This window comes from [Clostridium] polysaccharolyticum (assembly GCF_900111595.1).
GTDB lineage: Bacteria > Bacillota > Clostridia > Lachnospirales > Lachnospiraceae > Clostridium_AI > Clostridium_AI polysaccharolyticum.
The window spans coordinates 182,143-201,543 of sequence record NZ_FOHN01000002.1 but is presented as its reverse complement, the minus strand read 5'-3'; the positions used below and the strand labels follow the sequence as shown (position 1 = coordinate 201,543).

At 37.6% G+C, this 19,401-nt stretch carries 14 protein-coding genes; 8 read left to right on the top strand and 6 right to left on the bottom strand.

Going from position 1 to position 19,401, the window contains the following annotated elements:
• Positions 1-213: 213 nt before the first annotated feature.
• From BMY85_RS02220 to BMY85_RS02200, 5 genes are all read left to right on the top strand, one after another.
• Positions 214-2,463: a glycoside hydrolase family 11 protein gene (locus tag BMY85_RS02220; protein ID WP_092475814.1), complete on the top strand. Its 2,250-nt coding sequence runs from the start codon at positions 214-216 to the stop codon at positions 2,461-2,463.
• Between the two features lie 37 nt (positions 2,464-2,500).
• Positions 2,501-3,652 carry a glycoside hydrolase family 11 protein gene (locus BMY85_RS16150; protein WP_207646524.1) on the top strand — a complete coding sequence of 384 codons (1,152 nt, stop codon included), beginning with the start codon at positions 2,501-2,503 and terminating at the stop codon, positions 3,650-3,652.
• 79 nt (positions 3,653-3,731) lie between these two features.
• Entirely contained in the window at positions 3,732-4,370 is a 639-nt protein-coding gene (locus BMY85_RS02210) for a polysaccharide deacetylase family protein (RefSeq protein ID WP_177180584.1), read from the top strand.
• 208 nt (positions 4,371-4,578) lie between these two features.
• Positions 4,579-6,165 carry a glycoside hydrolase family 11 protein gene (locus BMY85_RS16145; protein WP_092475808.1) on the top strand — a complete coding sequence of 529 codons (1,587 nt, stop codon included), beginning with the start codon at positions 4,579-4,581 and terminating at the stop codon, positions 6,163-6,165.
• Positions 6,166-6,389: 224 nt separating this feature from the next.
• On the top strand, positions 6,390-7,766 hold the full coding sequence (locus BMY85_RS02200; protein WP_092475804.1) for a hypothetical protein: 1,377 nt from the start codon (positions 6,390-6,392) through the stop codon (positions 7,764-7,766).
• Positions 7,767-7,864: 98 nt separating this feature from the next.
• Here BMY85_RS02200 and BMY85_RS02195 read toward each other — a convergent pair whose 3' ends face one another.
• From BMY85_RS02195 to BMY85_RS02170, 6 genes are all read right to left on the bottom strand, one after another.
• A complete protein-coding gene (locus tag BMY85_RS02195) occupies positions 7,865-8,893 on the bottom strand; it encodes an electron transfer flavoprotein subunit alpha/FixB family protein (protein WP_092475801.1) in 1,029 nt (342 codons plus the stop codon).
• A 23-nt stretch (positions 8,894-8,916) separates the two neighbouring features.
• Complete coding sequence (locus BMY85_RS02190) at positions 8,917-9,705, bottom strand: electron transfer flavoprotein subunit beta/FixA family protein (RefSeq protein WP_092475798.1); 789 nt, start codon at positions 9,703-9,705, stop codon at positions 8,917-8,919.
• Positions 9,706-9,747: 42 nt separating this feature from the next.
• The gene (locus BMY85_RS02185) at positions 9,748-10,902 is read right to left on the bottom strand and encodes an acyl-CoA dehydrogenase (protein ID WP_092475794.1); all 1,155 of its coding nucleotides are present in this window, start codon (positions 10,900-10,902) and stop codon (positions 9,748-9,750) included.
• A gap of 89 nt (positions 10,903-10,991) precedes the next feature.
• A complete protein-coding gene (locus tag BMY85_RS02180) occupies positions 10,992-11,831 on the bottom strand; it encodes a 3-hydroxyacyl-CoA dehydrogenase family protein (protein WP_092475791.1) in 840 nt (279 codons plus the stop codon).
• Positions 11,832-11,910: 79 nt separating this feature from the next.
• Positions 11,911-12,687 carry an enoyl-CoA hydratase-related protein gene (locus BMY85_RS02175; protein ID WP_092475788.1) on the bottom strand — a complete coding sequence of 259 codons (777 nt, stop codon included), beginning with the start codon at positions 12,685-12,687 and terminating at the stop codon, positions 11,911-11,913.
• 102 nt (positions 12,688-12,789) lie between these two features.
• Positions 12,790-13,971, bottom strand: coding sequence for an acetyl-CoA C-acetyltransferase (locus BMY85_RS02170; RefSeq protein WP_092475785.1), 1,182 nt, complete (start codon positions 13,969-13,971; stop codon positions 12,790-12,792).
• Positions 13,972-14,269: 298 nt separating this feature from the next.
• Here BMY85_RS02170 and BMY85_RS02165 point away from each other — a divergent pair, with 298 nt between their 5' ends.
• The 3 genes from BMY85_RS02165 (at position 14,270) to BMY85_RS02155 (ending at position 19,364) form a co-directional block, all read left to right on the top strand.
• The gene (locus tag BMY85_RS02165) at positions 14,270-15,490 is read left to right on the top strand and encodes a tetratricopeptide repeat protein (RefSeq protein ID WP_092475782.1); all 1,221 of its coding nucleotides are present in this window, start codon (positions 14,270-14,272) and stop codon (positions 15,488-15,490) included.
• A gap of 15 nt (positions 15,491-15,505) precedes the next feature.
• Positions 15,506-16,759: a GTPase HflX gene (gene hflX, locus BMY85_RS02160; protein ID WP_092475779.1), complete on the top strand. Its 1,254-nt coding sequence runs from the start codon at positions 15,506-15,508 to the stop codon at positions 16,757-16,759.
• 214 nt (positions 16,760-16,973) lie between these two features.
• Positions 16,974-19,364, top strand: coding sequence for a ribonucleoside triphosphate reductase (locus BMY85_RS02155; protein WP_092475776.1), 2,391 nt, complete (start codon positions 16,974-16,976; stop codon positions 19,362-19,364).
• The last annotated feature ends 37 nt before the right edge of the window (positions 19,365-19,401 follow it).

Sequence of the window (19,401 nt, the reverse complement as noted above, 5' to 3'; positions counted from 1 at the left end):
ATAATAAATATCATGGACATTCAATTGCTTTTTTTACATTTTGGAGAGATATATAATAAAAAAATGTGCATAATGCACAATAAAAAAGTAAAAATACATTATTGAATGGTCGAAAATATCAATATGACGAAATTTCGTCTGGTTTTTTAGAAAAACTACAAATATACATATCCTTCTATTTATGCTAGCATTATTTATGAAAGGAGGGGTTATATGAGACGAAAAATGATAGGATTTGTAGTATCACTTCTTTTATGTTTACAGTTAGTTGTACCAGCCATAACAGTACAAGCTGCTCAGACACTTTATAACAATACCACGGGTAATCAGGATGGATACGATTATGAATTGTGGAAAGATTATGGAACAACGAGCATGACATTAAACGGCGGGGGAGCATTTAGCTGTAGCTGGAGTAACATAGGGAATGCGTTATTCCGAAAGGGGATAAAATTTGATTCTACAAAGACCTATGACCAGATGGGAAATATAACAATTGATTATGGCTGTGACTATCGCCCATCAGGTAATTCTTATTTATGTGTTTATGGATGGTCCAAAAACCCATTAGTAGAATACTACATTGTAGAAAGCTGGGGTTCGTGGCGTCCACCTGGAGCACAATCAAAAGGAACCATTTCAGTAGATGGTGGTACATATGACGTATATGAGACAACGAGAGTAAATCAGCCTTCTATTGAGGGGGATACAACATTTAAGCAATTCTGGAGTGTGCGTACATCTAAGAAAACAAGCGGTACAATATCTGTTACCGAACATTTTAAAGCATGGTCCAGAATGGGAATGCGTTTAGGAAAATTGTATGAGGCTGCATTAAATGTTGAAGGCTATCAAAGCAGTGGGTCTGCTAATGTTTACAGCAATACAATTAAAGTAGGAGGAAATGGTTCTAATACACCAGCTTATACCAGCCCTGCTACTGGAAATACTGGGACAGTAAGTGCTGGAAGTAAAATGGAATGTGAGGATATGACCATAAGTGGCCAATATGCCGGCAAGATCAATAATCCATTTGATGGAGTTGCATTGTATGCAAATGAAGATGCAGTCACTTATACCCAGAACTTTAAGAATGGAACAAATGACTTTACTTTAAGAGGATGTTCCAATAATGGAAATATGGCTAGGGTTGATTTGTACATCGCAGGCCAGAACAAAGGAACATTCTATTATGGAGATGAGTATCCAGCTGAATATACCATAAAAAATGTAAGTCATGGAACAGGAAATCAGGAAGTAAAACTTGTGGTGACAGCAGATGATGGTCAGTGGGATGCATATATTGATAATTTGCAAATAAGTGGTGAAGGCCAAAGCAGTACAGGTGGAACTGCAACTGGAGGAAATGAAACTCCAGCAGCAGGCAGTACACAAAATGTACCAGATATATCATCTGAGGGGACAAAGTTAGAGTGTGAAAATGGTACATTAGGTGGACAGTACGCTGGACCATTAAGTTCTCCATTTGATGGAGCAGCACTCTATGGAAACAATGATTCTGTTACATTTAATCAGTATTTTGCCAATGGCACTCATGATTTTACTTTAAGAGCATGTTCAAATAATTCTAACATGGCGAAAGTAGATTTATATATTGGTGGAGAAATGAAAGGTACCTTCTATTATGGAGATGAGTACCCGGCAGAATACACCATTAAAAACGTAAGTCATGGAACTGGCAATCAGGAAATCAAACTTGTAGTAACAGCAGATGATGGCCAATGGGATGCATACTTGGATTATTTGTTAATCGGTGGTGCAGGGACAAGCAGCAGTGCTGCCCCAGTAACTAACACTAACACAAATACTAATACCAATTTAAATGCTTCCACAAAAATGGTTGCGTTGACCTTTGATGATGGTCCATCTTCTACAACGAATGACGTATTGGATGTTCTGCAAAGAAACAATGCTGTTGCAACATTTTTCTTAATTGGAAATCAGGTAAATGCAAGTACAAAGGCAACTATGCAGAGACAGCTTAGCATGGGCTGTGAATTAGCTTGTCATTCCTATACCCATAGTGATATGGGAAATATGGGAGCTTGGCAGGTACAGAATGAGATCAGCCAATGTGTTAATGCAATTAAGAGTCAGGTAAATACAGATATTAAGTTTTTCAGGGCTCCATATTTGTCAACAAGCAATACTATGTTCCAGAATATTAATCTTACCTTTATTCAAGGTATTGACTGCAAAGACTGGGAATCTTATGTATCAGCAAATGAGAGAGCGAATACCATACTGAATACAGCAACTGATGGTTCGATTATTCTCCTGCATGATTTCCAAGGCAATAATAATACCGTACAGGCATTGCCAGCAATTATTCAGGGACTAAGAAACAAAGGATATACATTTGTGACAGTAAGTGATTTATTTAAATATAAAGGAGTAAATCCAAACGTAGGTTATAAAGTATGGTCAAATGTGTATCGTTAGTTTAGAAAAAAATTCATAAGAAAAGGAGGATATTTTATTGAAGAAGAAAATTTTAGGCATCTGTGCAGCGGCTCTTCTATCGCTATCTACTGTATTTACAGGACCTGTAACAGTAGATACAACAATTCAGGCAGCTACTGTGCTTTACAACAATTCCACAGGAACACAGGACGGTTATAATTATGAGCTGTGGAAAGACTACGGAACAACAAGCATGACTCTTAATGGTGGAGGTGCTTTTGACTGTAGCTGGAGTAATATTGGAAATGCACTTTTTAGAAAGGGCAAGAAATTCGATAGTACAAAAACATATCAGCAGTTAGGCAATATCTCTATTGATTATGGCTGTGACTACCGTCCAAATGGAAATTCTTATTTATGTGTATATGGATGGTCTAAAAATCCTCTTGTAGAGTATTACATTGTAGAGAGCTGGGGAACATGGCGTCCACCTGGAGCTTCTTCAAAGGGAACGATCTCTGTAGATGGCGGTACCTATGATGTTTATGAGACAACTCGTGTAAATCAGCCATCAATTGAAGGGAATACGACATTCAAACAATTTTGGAGTGTTCGTACATCTAAGAAAACAAGCGGAACGATTTCTGTAACTGAGCATTTTAAGGCTTGGGAAAGAATGGGAATGAGATTAGGCAATATATACGAAGCAGCATTAAATGTAGAAGGTTATCAGAGTAGTGGTTCTGCAAATGTCTACAAAAATAATATGACAATTGGCGGAAGTGTTTCCAATAACAATCAAGGAAATCAGGGGTATCAAGGTAATCAAGGCAATCAAGGAAATCAGGGTTACCAAGGTGGCTCAAGCAGCAATAACTCAAAAGAATGTGAAAGCATGACAAAAGGTGGCCAGTATACTGGCAATATCAATTCACCATTCTCAGGTGTTGCATTATATGCTAACAATGATTCTGTAACATTTAATCAGTATTTTGCGAATGGAACACACAATTTCACATTAAGAGGATGTTCTAACAATAACAACATGGCAAGAGTAGATTTATATATTGGCAATCAGTATAAAGGAACGTTCTATTATGGAGGTTCTTATCCAGCTGAATATACAATCAATAATGTAAGTCATGGTACAGGAAACCAAGAAGTGAAATTAGTTGTAACCGCAGATGATGGTCAATGGGATGCATTTATTGATTATCTAAAGTGGTAGTTATATAAGATAATACAGTGGAGAGACGGCCTGCAGGAATGTAAGGCTGTTTCTCCTTATGCTAATTCTGGAGGGAAAGATGAATACAGAAAAACAAGAAACCAATAGGAAATTAGTGGCATTGACATTTGATGATGGACCATCAGAAACTACTCCTAAGATATTAGATATTTTAGAAAAATATAATATCAAAGCTACTTTTTTCTTAATCGGTAATTTAATTACAAAAGAAACCAAACCAATTATGGAACGTGAACTTCGTATGGGATGTGAAATAGCAAATCATTCATTTACCCATAGTGATATGGCTGCTATGACTGGAGAACAGATTAGAGAAGAAATTGACAAGACAACAAAGCTTATAAAGGAAACGGTTGGTTACGATGTAAAGTTCTTTCGCCCGCCATATATTTCTTTATCAGATGAAATGTATGAAAATATTGATTTGCCATTTATAGTAGGTTTAGGATGCAGAGACTGGGAACCTGATGCAACTGCCAAGGAAAGAAAAGAAATTGTTTTAAACGAAGTAAAGGATGGAACGCTTGTCCTGCTTCATGATTTTATTGGAAATGACAATACAGTAGAAGCTTTGCCAGGTATTATAGAAGGATTAAAAGAGCAGGGATATACATTTGTAACAGCTAGTGAAATCTTTTTGGAAAAAGGCATTGATCCAAATGTCAAAAGAAAATTATGGACAAATGTTTTTGGATGATATTTACAAAGAGCCTGTTTTTATATACATAGTAAATAATGTTTAAAGAAATAATTATGAAAAATTACCAAAAAAAAGAATGGTATTTATAGATGATATTAAAAAAAATGGAAAATTGCCGAATTTTTAATTTTTTTTTTAGGATATCTAGAAATATACATAATAATAAATTTATGTTACCATGATTCTGAAAGGAGGAGTTAATAAAATGAGGAAAATTTTAAGTTATGTAGCAGCATTTATTTTATGCCTGCAACTCATTGTACCAGCGACTATCGTAGACGCTGCAACTGTGCTTACTGGCAATAAAACAGGAACACAAGACGGTTATGACTACGAATTATGGAAAGACAATGGTACAACTAGCATGACATTAAATCCTGGCGGTACTTTCAGCTGCAGCTGGAGTAATATCAATAATGCCCTTTTCCGTAAAGGAAGAAAATTTGATAGTACAAAAACATGGCAGCAGCTTGGCAATATCTCAGTTGAATATGCATGCAATTATAATCCATCTGGCAACTCATATTTATGCGTATACGGATGGACAAGAAGTCCTTTGGTAGAGTATTATATTGTAGACAGTTGGGGTACTTGGAGACCACCTGGAGCATCTTCGAAAGGACAGATCACTGTTGATGGAGGTACATATGATGTGTACGAAACAACAAGAGTGAATCAGCCATCTATTGATGGTAATACAACTTTCAAACAATACTGGAGTGTTCGTACATCTAAGAAAACAAGTGGAACGATTTCTGTAAGCAAGCACTTTGAAGCTTGGACAAGAATGGGACTTAACCTTGGCAAAATGTATGAAGTGGCTTTAACAGTAGAAGGTTATCAAAGCAGTGGTACTGCAAATGTTACAAAAAATAACATTGTAATTGGTGGAAGCAGTTCAGGAGATACTCCTGTTGTTCAGCCATCCACAGCACCTGTACCATCTGCAAAACCAGCAAACCTTAGTGAAGGATTATACTACATTAAGGGTGTAGGTTCACAGAAATATCTACAGGTTAAAGGCAATACAGCTAGTGATGGCCAGAATGTTGAAATTGGAGCAGGAACAGGTGCAGCAGGCCAGAAATGGTATTTAGCTAACACATCTGATGGATATGTAACGTTAAAGAGTGAATTAGGTAATTATATGCTCGATATTGCCAATGGAGCAGATGAAGATGGAGCAAATGCTCAGATTTACTCTGCATATTCAGGCGATCCTCAGAAGTTCAAAATCAATGCAACTTCAACAAATGGCGTATACACGATTGTTTCTAAAGGAAGCAATGGTTCTAAGGCTTTAGATGTATCTAACCGTAGTACATCTGATGGAGCAAACGTACAGATCTACAGTTCTAATGGACAGACAAATCAGCAATGGGTATTTGAAAAAGTAAATTCAGCTCCTGTAGCTAGTCCAAGTGCAGCACCATCTGCAGTGCCAAGCGTAGCACCATCTGCAGCACCTTCTCAGTCAGCAGGTACAGCAGGTTTGCCAGCTGGTGTAACTTGTACCTATTCTGTAACAAGTAACTGGGGCAGTGGATTCCAGGGACAGATTGTATTAAAGAATGGTTCTAGCCAGAGCTTCAATAACTGGTCTTTGGCTTTTGAAACATCTAACAAAATTGCAAGTCTTTGGGGAGCTGACTTAGCTGGCCAGACAGGCAATAAAGTTGTTGTAAAAGCTCCATCTTGGGATGCGAACTTACCAGCAGGAAAAACGGTTACTATTAACTTTGTAGCAGATGGTAATGGTTCTAGTGCACCTGCAAATTATTCATTATCATAAGATTGTAGACAAGTTATATAATCAGAAATAGTTAAGGAATAATTGGTGTTCAATGATATAGAAAAAGAGAGCATAGAGGCGAGATTCTTTATGCTTTCTTTTTTACTTTATAGAAAAGTTTTAGGATATATGAGATTTGCTAATTTCTATATGATTTTGTAGTTACATTAAAATAAACTGTGGTATAATACGAAAGGGTATCAAGATTTTAAGGAGGATTAGGTGTGGAGCAATACGTACAGAAAAAGAGTAGGGGAAATTTAAATTTTCAAATGCCAGTTAGTAATGTTAATAGTGAAATTGGGGAGACAGGAATTGGTTCACAAAAAACATGGGAACGTATACAGCCTATCCAGTTTCGTCGAAACAAGGTTGCAGAATTACCAGATAGTCAGAGGGTGGAAGCTGAGAGTCAAAATGGGCTAATACAAAGATGTATAACCAGTAATGTTGTGCAATTTGATGGCTTTCTTGGAAAACGTCCTGCTAATCCAGCTGGAGGCGACTGGGGAGGAAAGGTTCATGGAGAACCATCTGGTAAGAATTATCAAAGGGATCATATAATTCCGCATTCATTAATTAGAGCATATGTAAATAAATTGTATGAAATGGAAAATGAAGACAAAGAAAATAGAACAAAGGAAGAAAAGGAAAAAATAAATAAAGAAAGATACGGCTGGATTATAGAGGCGATAATAAGTTCATTTCAGCAAGCAGGGAAAACGGATTTAAGTTGGAATGGTACTACGTATGCCAAGGAAGAGAGCCCCGTTTACCTAGGAGAAGGTTTATCTGGATATGAAGATATTGATGTTATTTCTACGTTAGATGAAATTATGATTAAAGGTCTAAGGGGAATTAGTAATGGTAAAATGAAGGATATCATTAATAATGCAGTTTCATGGATGTCAGGAAATATTGCACTTAATGAAAAGGGAACGCGTATCATGGATCATACGGACGAGTCGATCAAGGTAGTTAACGAGCATATTGAAAAACAAAAAGGAACAGCGCCAAATACAGGAATAGCGTCAAATACGGAAATAGAGCAGATTCTGACAAAGGCTGAAAGAAAATCTGAAATAGATAAATGGAATCAAGAGTTTTATCATAAAAGTGGTATTGAAGGATTAGATTATGAATTGTTGCATCTAGTTTATGATGAGAAGGTTAGAAGTGGTGTAAAAGAAGACGATGCTTTTAGATTTGCTTTAATGTATCAGGAGGCATTCAATAATATGCAGGAAGTAGCTTATGGAGATGGAATAACTGATGCAAATAATAAGATTAATAGTGTCTCACAAATACTTAGTGAAATAGCCCAAGTAAAAAAGCCTTTTAATTTGGACCAAATGAATAAAAAAGTAGAAGATGGTGAAGAACAATCGTATACGGTGTTATATCCTATGAGTGAAGGAGTAATGAGATATATTGCTCCTAAAATGCTGAACGAGAGACTTCAGACTCAAATTGAAAGTAACTTTGAAACTATGATGGGTAAAAAGAAAGCTGATAAGGAAGAGAGACAACGTTTGACAGGAACGACAACAAAAAAAAGGAAAAAAAAGAAGAAAGATAAGGAGACAAAAGGGGAAGTATAAGGGATATAGAAATAAAAAAGCATAGGGCAGTAAAGAGTATAAAAAAGAAGCACTGGCGGCCGTCCAGTGCTTCTTTCCTATATAAAACTAGTAATGAATTACTTACTAGCCTTGTCAGCTTTAATCTTCTCAGTCAGCTGAGGTAAGATTTTATTTAAGTCACCAACAATACCGTAATCTGCTACATCAAAGATAGGAGCAGATTCATCTTTGTTGATTGCAATGATGATATCGGATTCTTCCATACCAGCTAAATGCTGAATAGCACCGGAGATACCGATAGCAAAGTATACGTTTGGACGAACTGTTTTACCAGTCTGGCCAACCTGCTGATCTTTTTCGCACCAGCCATTATCAACAGCAGCACGGGAACAGGAAACGGTTCCGTCAAGAGCTTCTGCAAGATCTTCAAGAAGTTTGAAGTTTTCTTTGCTTCCGACACCACGTCCACCAGATACTAAGATCTTAGCATCCATAATATCTTTTTTGCCAGCAACTTTCTTTACAACTTCTTCAACGGTTACATATTTGTTGTTCTTTTCAAGTGCTGGGTTGAATTCGATTACTTCTGCTTTCTTAGAAGCATCTTTTTCCAGTTTCTGCATAACACCTGGACGAACAGTAGCCATCTGAGGTCTTCTTGTTTTAATAAGAATTGTTGCCATGATGTTGCCACCGAATGCAGGACGTGTCATTCTCAAGTTATGTAATCCACTGTCTGCATCTGCTTCTGGATCGATTTCAAGTTTTGTACAGTCAGCAGTTAAACCGGATTTTACTCTTGCGGATACACGAGGAGCAAGGTCACGTCCGATCGCAGTAGCACCGTAAAGGATGATTTCTGGTTTGAATGCTTCAATTACAGCTGTCATAGCCTGTGTATAAGGTTCTGTTGTATACTCTTTTAAAGCTGGGTTATCCACAACGATAACTTTATCAGCACCGTATGCACCAAGTTCATCAGCTAAGCCTCTTACACCTTCACCAAGAACAACTGCAGTTACATCTGTATTTAAGTCAGCAGCAAGTTCTTTTGCTTTTCCAATTAATTCAAAAGATACGCCAGATACTGTATTATCTAACTGCTGAGCGAAGACAAATACGCCTTTATAATCTTGTATACTCATGATTTTTACCTCTTTTCCTTTCATTAGATAATGAATTTTTCTTTCAATTTAGCAAAGATATAATCAGCTGCAGCATCTGGTTCTAAACCTTCTTCTTTAACACCAGCTGGTTTTAACTGCTTAGGGAAAGATTTAGCTACGTTTGTAGGGGAACCTTTTAAGCCAAGGAACTCATCATCCGCATCCACATCTGCACGTGTGATAACAGTAACTTCTTTTTCTCTGTAAGCATCAAAGATTCCACCTGGAGTCATATAACGAGGTGTATTCATTTCGCCAAGAGCTGTAATTAAGCAAGGCATTTCAACTTTTACAGTGTGGTATCTGTCATCATACTGACGTTTTACAACAACGGTATTTCCTTCTACTTTAATGTCTTCCGCATAGGATACATTAGGGATTCCTAACCATTCAGCAATTTGAGGACCAACCTGAGCAGTATCCCCATCAATAGCCTGACGGCCAGTGATAATCATGTCATAGTCACCAACTTTTTTGATACCAGCAGCAACGGTATAAGAGGTAGCTAATGTATCAGCACCACCGAATGCACGGTCAGAAATTAAATAAGCTTCATCGGCACCCATAGCTAAAGCTTCTCTTAAAGCAGCATCAGCTTGAGGAGGTCCCATGGAAACTACTTTGATAGTAGCACCTGTCTGTTCTTTTATTTGAAGAGCAGCCTCCAAACCTGCTTTATCATCTGGGTTGATGATACTAGGTACGCCATCACGGATAAGAGTACCTTTTACAGGGTCTAATTTTACTTCGTTTGTATCTGGAACTTGTTTAATACATACTATAATATTCACTCTGTATTCACTCCTTATAATGTTTTATCTGGATCGATAGAATTATTTTAATAAGTTACCGGAAATAACCATACGCTGAACTTCAGAAGTTCCTTCGTAGATTTCAGTAATCTTAGCATCACGCATCATACGTTCTACGTCATACTCTCTGGTATAACCGTAACCACCATGAAGCTGAACTGCTTTTGTTGTTACTTCCATAGCAACTTCAGCAGCAAATAATTTCGCTTTAGCAGCTTCTACAGAGTAAACTTTCTGTGTAGCTTTTGCCATAGCAGCTTTATAAACCAGCATTTTAGCAGCTTCTACTTTGGTTGCCATGTTAGCTAATTCAAATTGTGTATTCTGGAATGCACTTAAAGTACGGCCAAACTGTTTTCTTTCTTTTACATATGCAACCGTTGCTTCTAAAGCACCTTCTGCAATACCAAGAGCCTGGGCAGCGATACCAATACGTCCGCCATCAAGTGTGTGCATAGCAATCGCAAAACCTTTGCCCTGTTTTCCTAATAAATTATCTTTAGGGATTCTGCAGTCCTGGAAAATTAATTCATAAGTAGCGGAACCACGGATACCCATTTTCTTTTCTTTTACACCAAATGTAAATCCTGGTGTGTCTTTTTCTACGATAAATGCAGAGAAGGATTTTTTCTTTCTTCCCTTCGCATCAACCTGAACATCTGTGATAGCGATAACGATATAAACATCCGCTTCTTTACCATTGGTGATAAAGCATTTAGAACCATTAAGTACCCATTCGTCACCATCTAAAACAGCTTTTGTCTGAGCACCCTGGGCATCAGTACCAGCACCTGGTTCTGTTAAAGCGAAAGCACCTAATTTTGTGCCATTTGCTAAAGGAACTAAGAATTTCTGTTTCTGTTCTTCGGTACCATAAGTTAAGATAGGATCTGCACAAAGAGAAGTATGAGCAGATACGATAACACCAGTAGTACCGCAAACTTTAGATAATTCTTCTACACACATAATGTATGTTAAAGGATCACAGCCTTGTCCACCGTATTCCTTTGGTACAGGAATACCCATGAAACCTAATTTTTTCATTTTGTCAACAGTTCCACTTGGAAAATGTTCTGTTTCGTCTACCTCTTGAGCAAGAGGTTTTACTTCATTTTGAGCGAAATCTCTGAACAATGTTCTTGCCATTTCATGCTCTTTACTTAATGTAAAATCCATGTCAATTCCTCCATATTTTTATCATTATTCTATTGATTCAAGTACGCCAGAATGCAAGCACCCTGGCGTAAACCTTTTATACAACGATATTATTTAGAATAATCGTAGAATCCTTTACCTGTTTTCATACCTAATTTTCCAGCACGAACCATTTTTCTTAACAATGGGTGAGGACGGTATTTAGGATCTCCTGTTTCAGCCTGTAATACTTCCATAATAGCCAAGCAGATGTCAAGACCAACTAAGTCGCCTAATGCTAAAGGTCCCATTGGGTGGTTAGCACCTAATTTCATAGCAGCATCAATGCCTTCAACAGAAGCAGTACCATCAGCATAGATACCAACAGCTTCGTTGATCATTGGGATTAAGATTCTGTTTACTACGAAACCAGCAGCTTCTTTTACTTCAACAGGAGTTTTGCCAATTTCTTCAGCAATTGCGATAACTTTTGCTGTTACTTCATCTGTTGTGTTTTCACCACGGATAACTTCAACTAATTTCATGACAGGAGCTGGGTTAAAGAAATGCATGCCAATAACTGGTCTGTCAATTCCTGCACCGATTTCTGTAATGGAAAGAGAAGATGTATTTGTAGCGAAGATACAATCTGGTTTACAGATATCCTGTAATTCTTTGAAAGTCTGTTTTTTGATGTCCATAACTTCAAGAGCAGCTTCTACAACTAAATCACAGTCTGTACAGATTGTTTTTACACCTGTTGTAATTTTGTTAAGAATAGCATCAGCAGCTTCCTGAGTCATTTTTCCTTTTGCAATACGTTTTTCAAAACCTTTTGCAATTTTCTTTTTGCCGTTTGCAGCAAATTCTTCATTAATGTCACATAAGAAAACTTCGTAGCCTTCTGTCTGGGCAAATGCCTGAGCAATACCGGAACCCATAGTTCCTGCACCAATAATACCAACCTTCATTGATTCATCCTCCTAAAAATAATGTTAAAATTGTAGTAAAAACAATTTATTCCTAGAACCAGGTACTTTGCATCTGGTTTTATTTATTTTTAAATCCGCTGACTTTTTCTTTGTTTAAGAAAGCAGCCATGCCATCTTTCTGATCTTCTGTTTCAAAGCAGCTTCCGAATAGCTTTTCTTCAATTACAATAGCCTGATCCATATCAGCATCTAAACCTTCATTGATGGCTTTTTTGCAGGCACGAACAGCAATCGGAGCGTTCTTGGAAATCTTGGCAGCCATTTTCTTAGCAGCTTCCATTAATTCAGCCTGTGGATAAACCGCATTTACTAAACCAATACGGTAAGCTTCGTCTGCTTTAATGTTAAAGGCAGTATAGATCATTTCTTTTGCTTTGCCAGCACCTACAAGACGAGCAAGTCTTTGGGTACCACCAAATCCAGGAGTGATTCCTAAACCTACTTCTGGCTGGCCAAATACAGCATTGTCAGAGCATAAACGGATATCACAGCTCATAGAAATTTCACATCCGCCACCTAAAGCAAAACCATTGACAGCAGCAATAACAGGAATTGGGAAAGTTTCTAATTTACGGAACACATCATTACCGGTTTTGCCGAACGCTTCGCCTTCTGCTTTTGTTAATGTGCTCATTTCACCAATATCAGCACCAGCTACAAATGATTTTTCACCAGCACCTGTTAAAATCAAGCATCTGGTTGTTTCTAAATCAACTGCATCTAAAGCAGCATCAATTTCTTTTAAAACCTGGCTATTTAATGCATTAAGAGCCTTAGGACGATTGATTGTGATTATGCCAACGAATCCTTCCTGTTCGTATGTAATAAATTCCATGTTGGTTCTCCTTTCAACATTTCCATACAGTAATATTTTATTGCATGGACAGGAACTCAGCTTATGTTTTGTTTCCTGTCCACAAAATACATTAATGTTTCATTAATCTCTTTTAACGATTGCAGAGCAGCCCATTCCGCCACCGATGCAAAGGGTAGCTAAACCGGTTTTAGCATCACGTTTCTGCATTTCGTGAAGCAATGTAACTAAGATACGGCATCCGGAAGCACCAACTGGGTGTCCAAGTGCGATAGCACCACCGTTTACATTTAATTTGGATAAATCAAATCCTAAATCTCTTCCTACGGCAATTGACTGAGCAGCGAACGCTTCGTTTGCTTCGATTAAATCGAAATCATCAATGCTCATGCCAGTTTTAGCTAATACTTTCTTAGTAGAAGCAACTGGTCCAACACCCATAATAGAAGGATCTACACCGCCAAGAGCACCTGCAACCCAAGTAGCCATTGGTGTAACGCCAAGTTCTTTTGCTTTTTCTTCGCTCATGACAACGATAGCAGCAGCACCGTCATTAATACCGGAAGCGTTGCCGGCAGTTACGATACCGTCTTTCTTGAAAGCTGGTTTTAATCTTGCAAGGCTTTCAGCTGTTGTGCCAGGACGAGGACCTTCGTCTGTATCAAACATAACAGTTTCTTTTTTCACTTTGACAGGAACAGGAACGATTTCATCTTTGAATTTTCCGTCAGCAATAGCTTTTTCAGCTTTCTGTTGGCTGACAGCTGAGAACTCATCTAATTCTTCTCTTGTGATACCATATTTTTCACATACGTTTTCAGCAGTGATACCCATATGATAGTCATTGAATGCATCCCATAATGCATCGTTTACCATAGTATCCACCATTGGAGCATTACCCATACGGTAACCATAACGAGCATTCTTTAATGCATATGGAGCCATAGACATATTTTCCATACCACCAGCAACGACGATATCCGCTTCACCTGACATAATCATTGCAGCAGCAGTGTTTACACAATTTAAGCCAGAACCACAAACAACATTTAAAGTAACAGCTGGGACTTCAATAGGAAGGCCTGCTTTGATAGAAGCCTGACGAGCAACGTTCTGGCCTTGTCCAGCCTGAATAACACAACCCATTAATACCTGATCAACAGCTTCTGGTGCTACACCAGCTCTGTTAAGAGCTTCTTTGATTACAATAGCACCTAATTCTGGTGCAGGAGTATTGCTAAGAGCTCCACCCATTTTACCGATTGCAGTACGGCAAGCGCCTGCTAAAACAACTTTTTTAGACATAAATGAATCCTCCATTTCCACTTATTCGAAATATGTTTTGTAAGCAGCTTTACAGTTTCAACAACTGTTTTACAGTATTTAATTGTAAATTCGTCATTCTAATATGTACTGAAAAGCTAAAGCTTTTACCATGTGTTAATCTTATCACAACTTTGTTAAAAATGCAACAAAGAATAATGAAAAATGTACACATTGTTTTAGGGAAAGTAAGTAATTAATCCGTATTTTGTTTGCATTTTTTAGGCAAATTCCTTATAATGGGTATTAAAGTCTAATAAGGAAGTGGAATGGAGAAAAAATGTATAGACGAAATAGACGCAGATATAGGAGAAATAGAATACTGGATGTTTTGCTGGTAATGTTTCTGTTTTTTCTGGTTTTAACATCCGTTTTTCTGGTTATGAATAGAGGGTATTTATCTTACCAAAAAGGAAAACGAGCCATAAGAAAAGAACTGTACCAGACAGCAGCAGAATGTCTGCAAAAGGCAACAAAGAGAGAACCATCCAACAAAGAATACCGGATTGTTTATGGTCTGGCACTGGCAGGGAATGGTGAATATGAAGATGCTTTGAAAGAATTCGACAAAGGAATTTCAAAGAAAAATACCTCAAAAGCAGCTAAAAGAAATAAAAAGGCATATCGGGGCATTGGAATCTGTTATTTTTTTGCCAAAAATTACGAAAATTCGATAATAAATTTCGACAAAGCATTAAAAATAGATGCATTAGAATATTTAAATCTGGATATATTAAAATACAAGGCAGATGCACAATTGCATTTAGGCCACTTTGAAAATGCAGTAGAGGTGTATACACATATAATAAAAAATGAAAAGTATAGTGATGATAGTTATCTGAAACGTGCCTATGCGAAAGCAGAGGGAAACAGGGTTGATGACGCTCTGGAAGATTATGATTATGTTATTGAAAAGAACAGCAGGAATTTTGACGCTTACTTAGGAGCATATACACTATTAGCAAGGGAAGAACAAGAGGAAAAGGCGGATTCTTATCTGCAGGCGGCATTAAAGGTAAAGCCAGTCACATTAGATGAAAAGCTCAAATATGCAATTGTCCAGTATTACTTTTATGGAATTACGGATGAGGCAGTGGAAAGCCTGCAGAAACTTGTGGAAGAAAAACAGACAGAAGCATACTTTTATCTTGCGAAGATTGCTTTTTCGGAGGAGGAATTTGAAAAAGTTTCTACCTATTTAAATAGCTACGTTTCAACGGAACATGCTGAGCATCTGGCAGAGGCGTATGAAATGTTAGGAAGATGTGCTATGCTTGTTAAGGATTATGAAAGAGCATTGAACTGTTTTTCAGACGGAATTTCTTGTAATGAAGTGAAATGGACAAGAATCCTAAAGAAAAACCAGATAGCAGTATATGAGTATCTATCAGATTTTGACAAGGCATATGATATTGCCACAGAATACCTCACTGATTTTCCAGATGACCAGGAAATCATTCGGGAAGTGGAGTTTATAAAAACAAGGTTGAATAGAAAGTAGAATGGTGAAAATAGAATGACAGAGTTTTATGATGTAAAAGACGAAGAAGAACGTGTGATTTTAGTCAGTGTTTGCACGGGTGACGAAAAAGAAACACAGGAATGCTTAGATGAGTTGGAAGAATTAGCAAAAACGGCTGGAGCAATTACAGTAGCTAAAATCTACCAAAATAGAGAAAGTGTTCATCCTGGTACTTACATTGGAAAAGGAAAGATCGAGGAACTGAAGGGGATGATATACGAATATGAAGCTACGGGAATTGTATGTGATGATGAATTATCCCCTGCACAGTTAAAGAATCTTGAAGAGGAACTTGAGACAAAAGTAATTGACAGAACCGTTATGATTCTTGATATTTTTGCTCAGCGAGCAAGCACAAGAGAAGGAAAAATCCAAGTTGAGATGGCACAGTTAAAGTACCGTTCTTCCAGACTGGCTGGTTTGGGACATTCTTTATCCAGACTTGGCGGTGGAATCGGTACTAGAGGACCTGGCGAGAAAAAGCTGGAAGTGGACAGACGTCTGATTCGGGACAGAATTGCAAAGTTGAATAAAGAGCTGGATCAGGTAAAGAAAAACCGTGATACACTCCGTAAGCAGAGGACTAAGAATCCGATACCAATTGTCTCAATTGTTGGATATACAAACGCAGGAAAATCCACACTGCTTAATACCTTGACAGATGCCAGCGTGCTAGAGGAGGATAAGCTGTTTGCCACATTAGATCCTGCTACACGTAATCTGGAATTAGAAAGTGGACAGCAGATTCTGTTAACGGATACCGTTGGTTTTATCAGAAAGCTTCCTCATCACCTGATAAATGCATTTCGCAGCACATTAGAGGAAGCAAAGTATGCAGATATTATTTTGCATGTGGCAGATGCTTCAAACAGAGCTGTTGTTAGACAGATGGAAACGGTATATGAAACATTAGACAATCTGGGAGTAAAAGATAAAATGTTTGTTACCGCCTTTAATAAGCAGGATAAATTAGAGGAAGAAGTTACTCTAAAAGATGTCAGAGCAGATTATACAGTAAAAATATCTGCAAAGCAGGGAGATGGCTTAGGAGAATTGCTGGAGATTATAGAGAAAATCTTAAAGGAAAGCAAAGTCTATATTGAAAAAGTTTTTTCTTATAATGATGCAGGGGAAATTCAGCGAATTCGTAAATATGGCCAGCTTTTAGAGGAAAAGTATCTGGAAAATGGAATATTTGTACGTGCTTATGTTCCTCATGAAATTTATGATCCAGAAAAAATGAAATAGAAGATGCAGCAGCTGAATAGAACACAGATTGTCGAATGCTTGTCGGCTTCTGTTAATTTACACAAAAGAAAGCCACAATATATAGTGATATGCGAAAAAACATCACTATATATTGTGGCCTTTTTCTTGACTAACAGGATGGTATCTGCTAATATAATTTAGGTGAAAAATACAAAATCAGGAGTATGAGTAGTGGAAGGAGTTTGTTTCTATCATGATTAAAGTTACAAAGCGGGATGGAAAAATCTCAGAGTTCGAATTGGGAAAAATAGAAAATGCTATAATGAAAGCTTTTCTAGCCACAGATAATCAATATACAGAAGAAATTATCAGCTTATTGTCACTTCGAGTTACTTCTTCGTTTCAAAAGAAAATAAAAGATGGGTATGTACATGTAGAAGATATTCAGGACAGCGTAGAAAGTGTTTTAGAGCAGACGGGTTATGCAGAAGTAGCAAAAGCATACATATTATATCGTAAAAATCGTGAAAAAATCCGAAATATGAAATCCACTATATTAGATTACAAAGAAATTGTGAACAGTTATGTGCGGGAGGAGGACTGGAGGGTCAAAGAAAATTCAACAGTTACTTATTCGGTAGGAGGCTTGATTTTACATAATTCAGGCTCTATTACTGCTAATTACTGGCTATCGGAAGTATATGATGAGGCCATTGCCAATGCTCACAGAAATGCAGATATTCATATCCATGATTTGTCTATGCTGACGGGATATTGTGCTGGATGGTCTTTAAAGCAGTTAATAAAAGAGGGGCTTGGGGGGATTCCTGGAAAGATTACGTCTTCCCCGGCAGTTCACTTAAGTACGCTTTGTAACCAGATGGTGAATTTCCTTGGAATTATGCAGAATGAATGGGCGGGTGCACAGGCATTTTCTTCTTTCGATACATATTTAGCACCATTTGTCAAACAGGATCATTTATCATACAGGGAAGTGAAACAATGTATACAAAGTTTTATTTATGGGGTTAATACTCCGTCAAGATGGGGAACACAGGCACCTTTTTCTAACATTACGTTAGACTGGACGGTACCAGCGGATATGGAAAACCTGTCTTGTATTGTTGGTGGAAAAGAGGTGGATTTTACCTACGGAGAATGTAAAAAGGAAATGGATATGGTAAACAAGGCCTTTATAGAAATAATGGTAGAAGGAGATGCCAATGGAAGAGGATTTCAGTATCCAATTCCTACGTATTCCATTACCAATGATTTTGACTGGTCTGAAACGGAGAATAATAAACTTTTGTTTGAGATGACATCCAAGTATGGAACTCCTTATTTCTCTAATTATATAAACAGCGATATGGAACCTAGTGATGTTCGTTCTATGTGCTGCAGGCTTCGCCTTGATTTACGGGAACTTCGAAAGAAAACAGGGGGTTACTTTGGTTCAGGGGAAAGTACAGGATCGATTGGGGTGGTAACGATAAATATGCCACGTATTGCATTTTTGGCAAAGGATGAAACAGAGTTTTTTGAGCGGCTGACGAAAATGATGGATCTTTCTGCCAGATCTCTGAAAGTGAAGAGACAAGTGATTACAAAACTTCTGAATGAAGGGTTATATCCATATACCAAGCGTTATTTAGGCAACTTTGATAATCATTTTTCTACCATAGGTCTGATAGGCATGAATGAAGCCTGTTTAAATGCACGGTGGATTCAAGCAGATCTGTCCAATAAAAATGCACAGGAATTTACTAAGAAAGTTTTGAACTTTATGAGGGAAAAACTTTCTGATTATCAGGAGGAATATGGAGACCTGTATAATCTTGAAGCAACGCCAGCAGAATCCACAACCTATCGTCTGGCAAAGCATGATAAAGAGCAATGGCCTGCGATTATAACAGCGGGAAAGGAAGAGGATTGTCCTTATTACACAAATAGTTCTCATTTGCCAGTAGAGTACACAGAGGATGTATTTAGTGCACTGGATATTCAGGATGAATTACAGACACTTTATACGTCAGGAACGGTATTTCACACATTTTTGGGAGAAAAGCTACCAGACTGGAAGGCTGCTGCAAAATTAGTCCGAACCATTGCAAGGAACTATAAACTGCCTTATTATACCATTTCGCCAACGTATTCGATCTGTAAAAATCATGGTTACCTTGAGGGGGAACAGTTTGTATGCCCGCATTGTGGGGAAAAGGCAGAAGTTTATAGCAGAATAACTGGCTACTATAGGCCAGTTCAGAACTGGAATGAAGGGAAAAAGCAGGAATATTCAAATCGTGTTACTTACAAAAATGTAGAGAAAACAGATGAAGAAGTAAAGAGGATGAAAGTTGAACAAAATATAAAGAATGTTGAGTTGTATGTAAAAGATGATTTATTGGAAGATGGCATGTATTTATTTACTACCAAAAGATGTCCTAATTGCCAAATTGCAGAAATTATGATGAAAGAACTGCCATATGTATCAGTTGATGCAGAAGAAAATCCAGATCTGGCTATGGAATATGGTGTTATGCAGGCACCTACTTTGTTAATAATGCACAATGGCAAAGCAGAAAGGTGTGCAAATGTATCAAATATCAAATCCTATTTGACAGATAACGTTTTTGTGCAAAAATAGGGAGCAGCTGTAAGATATTGTGCAGAAACAGGATTCA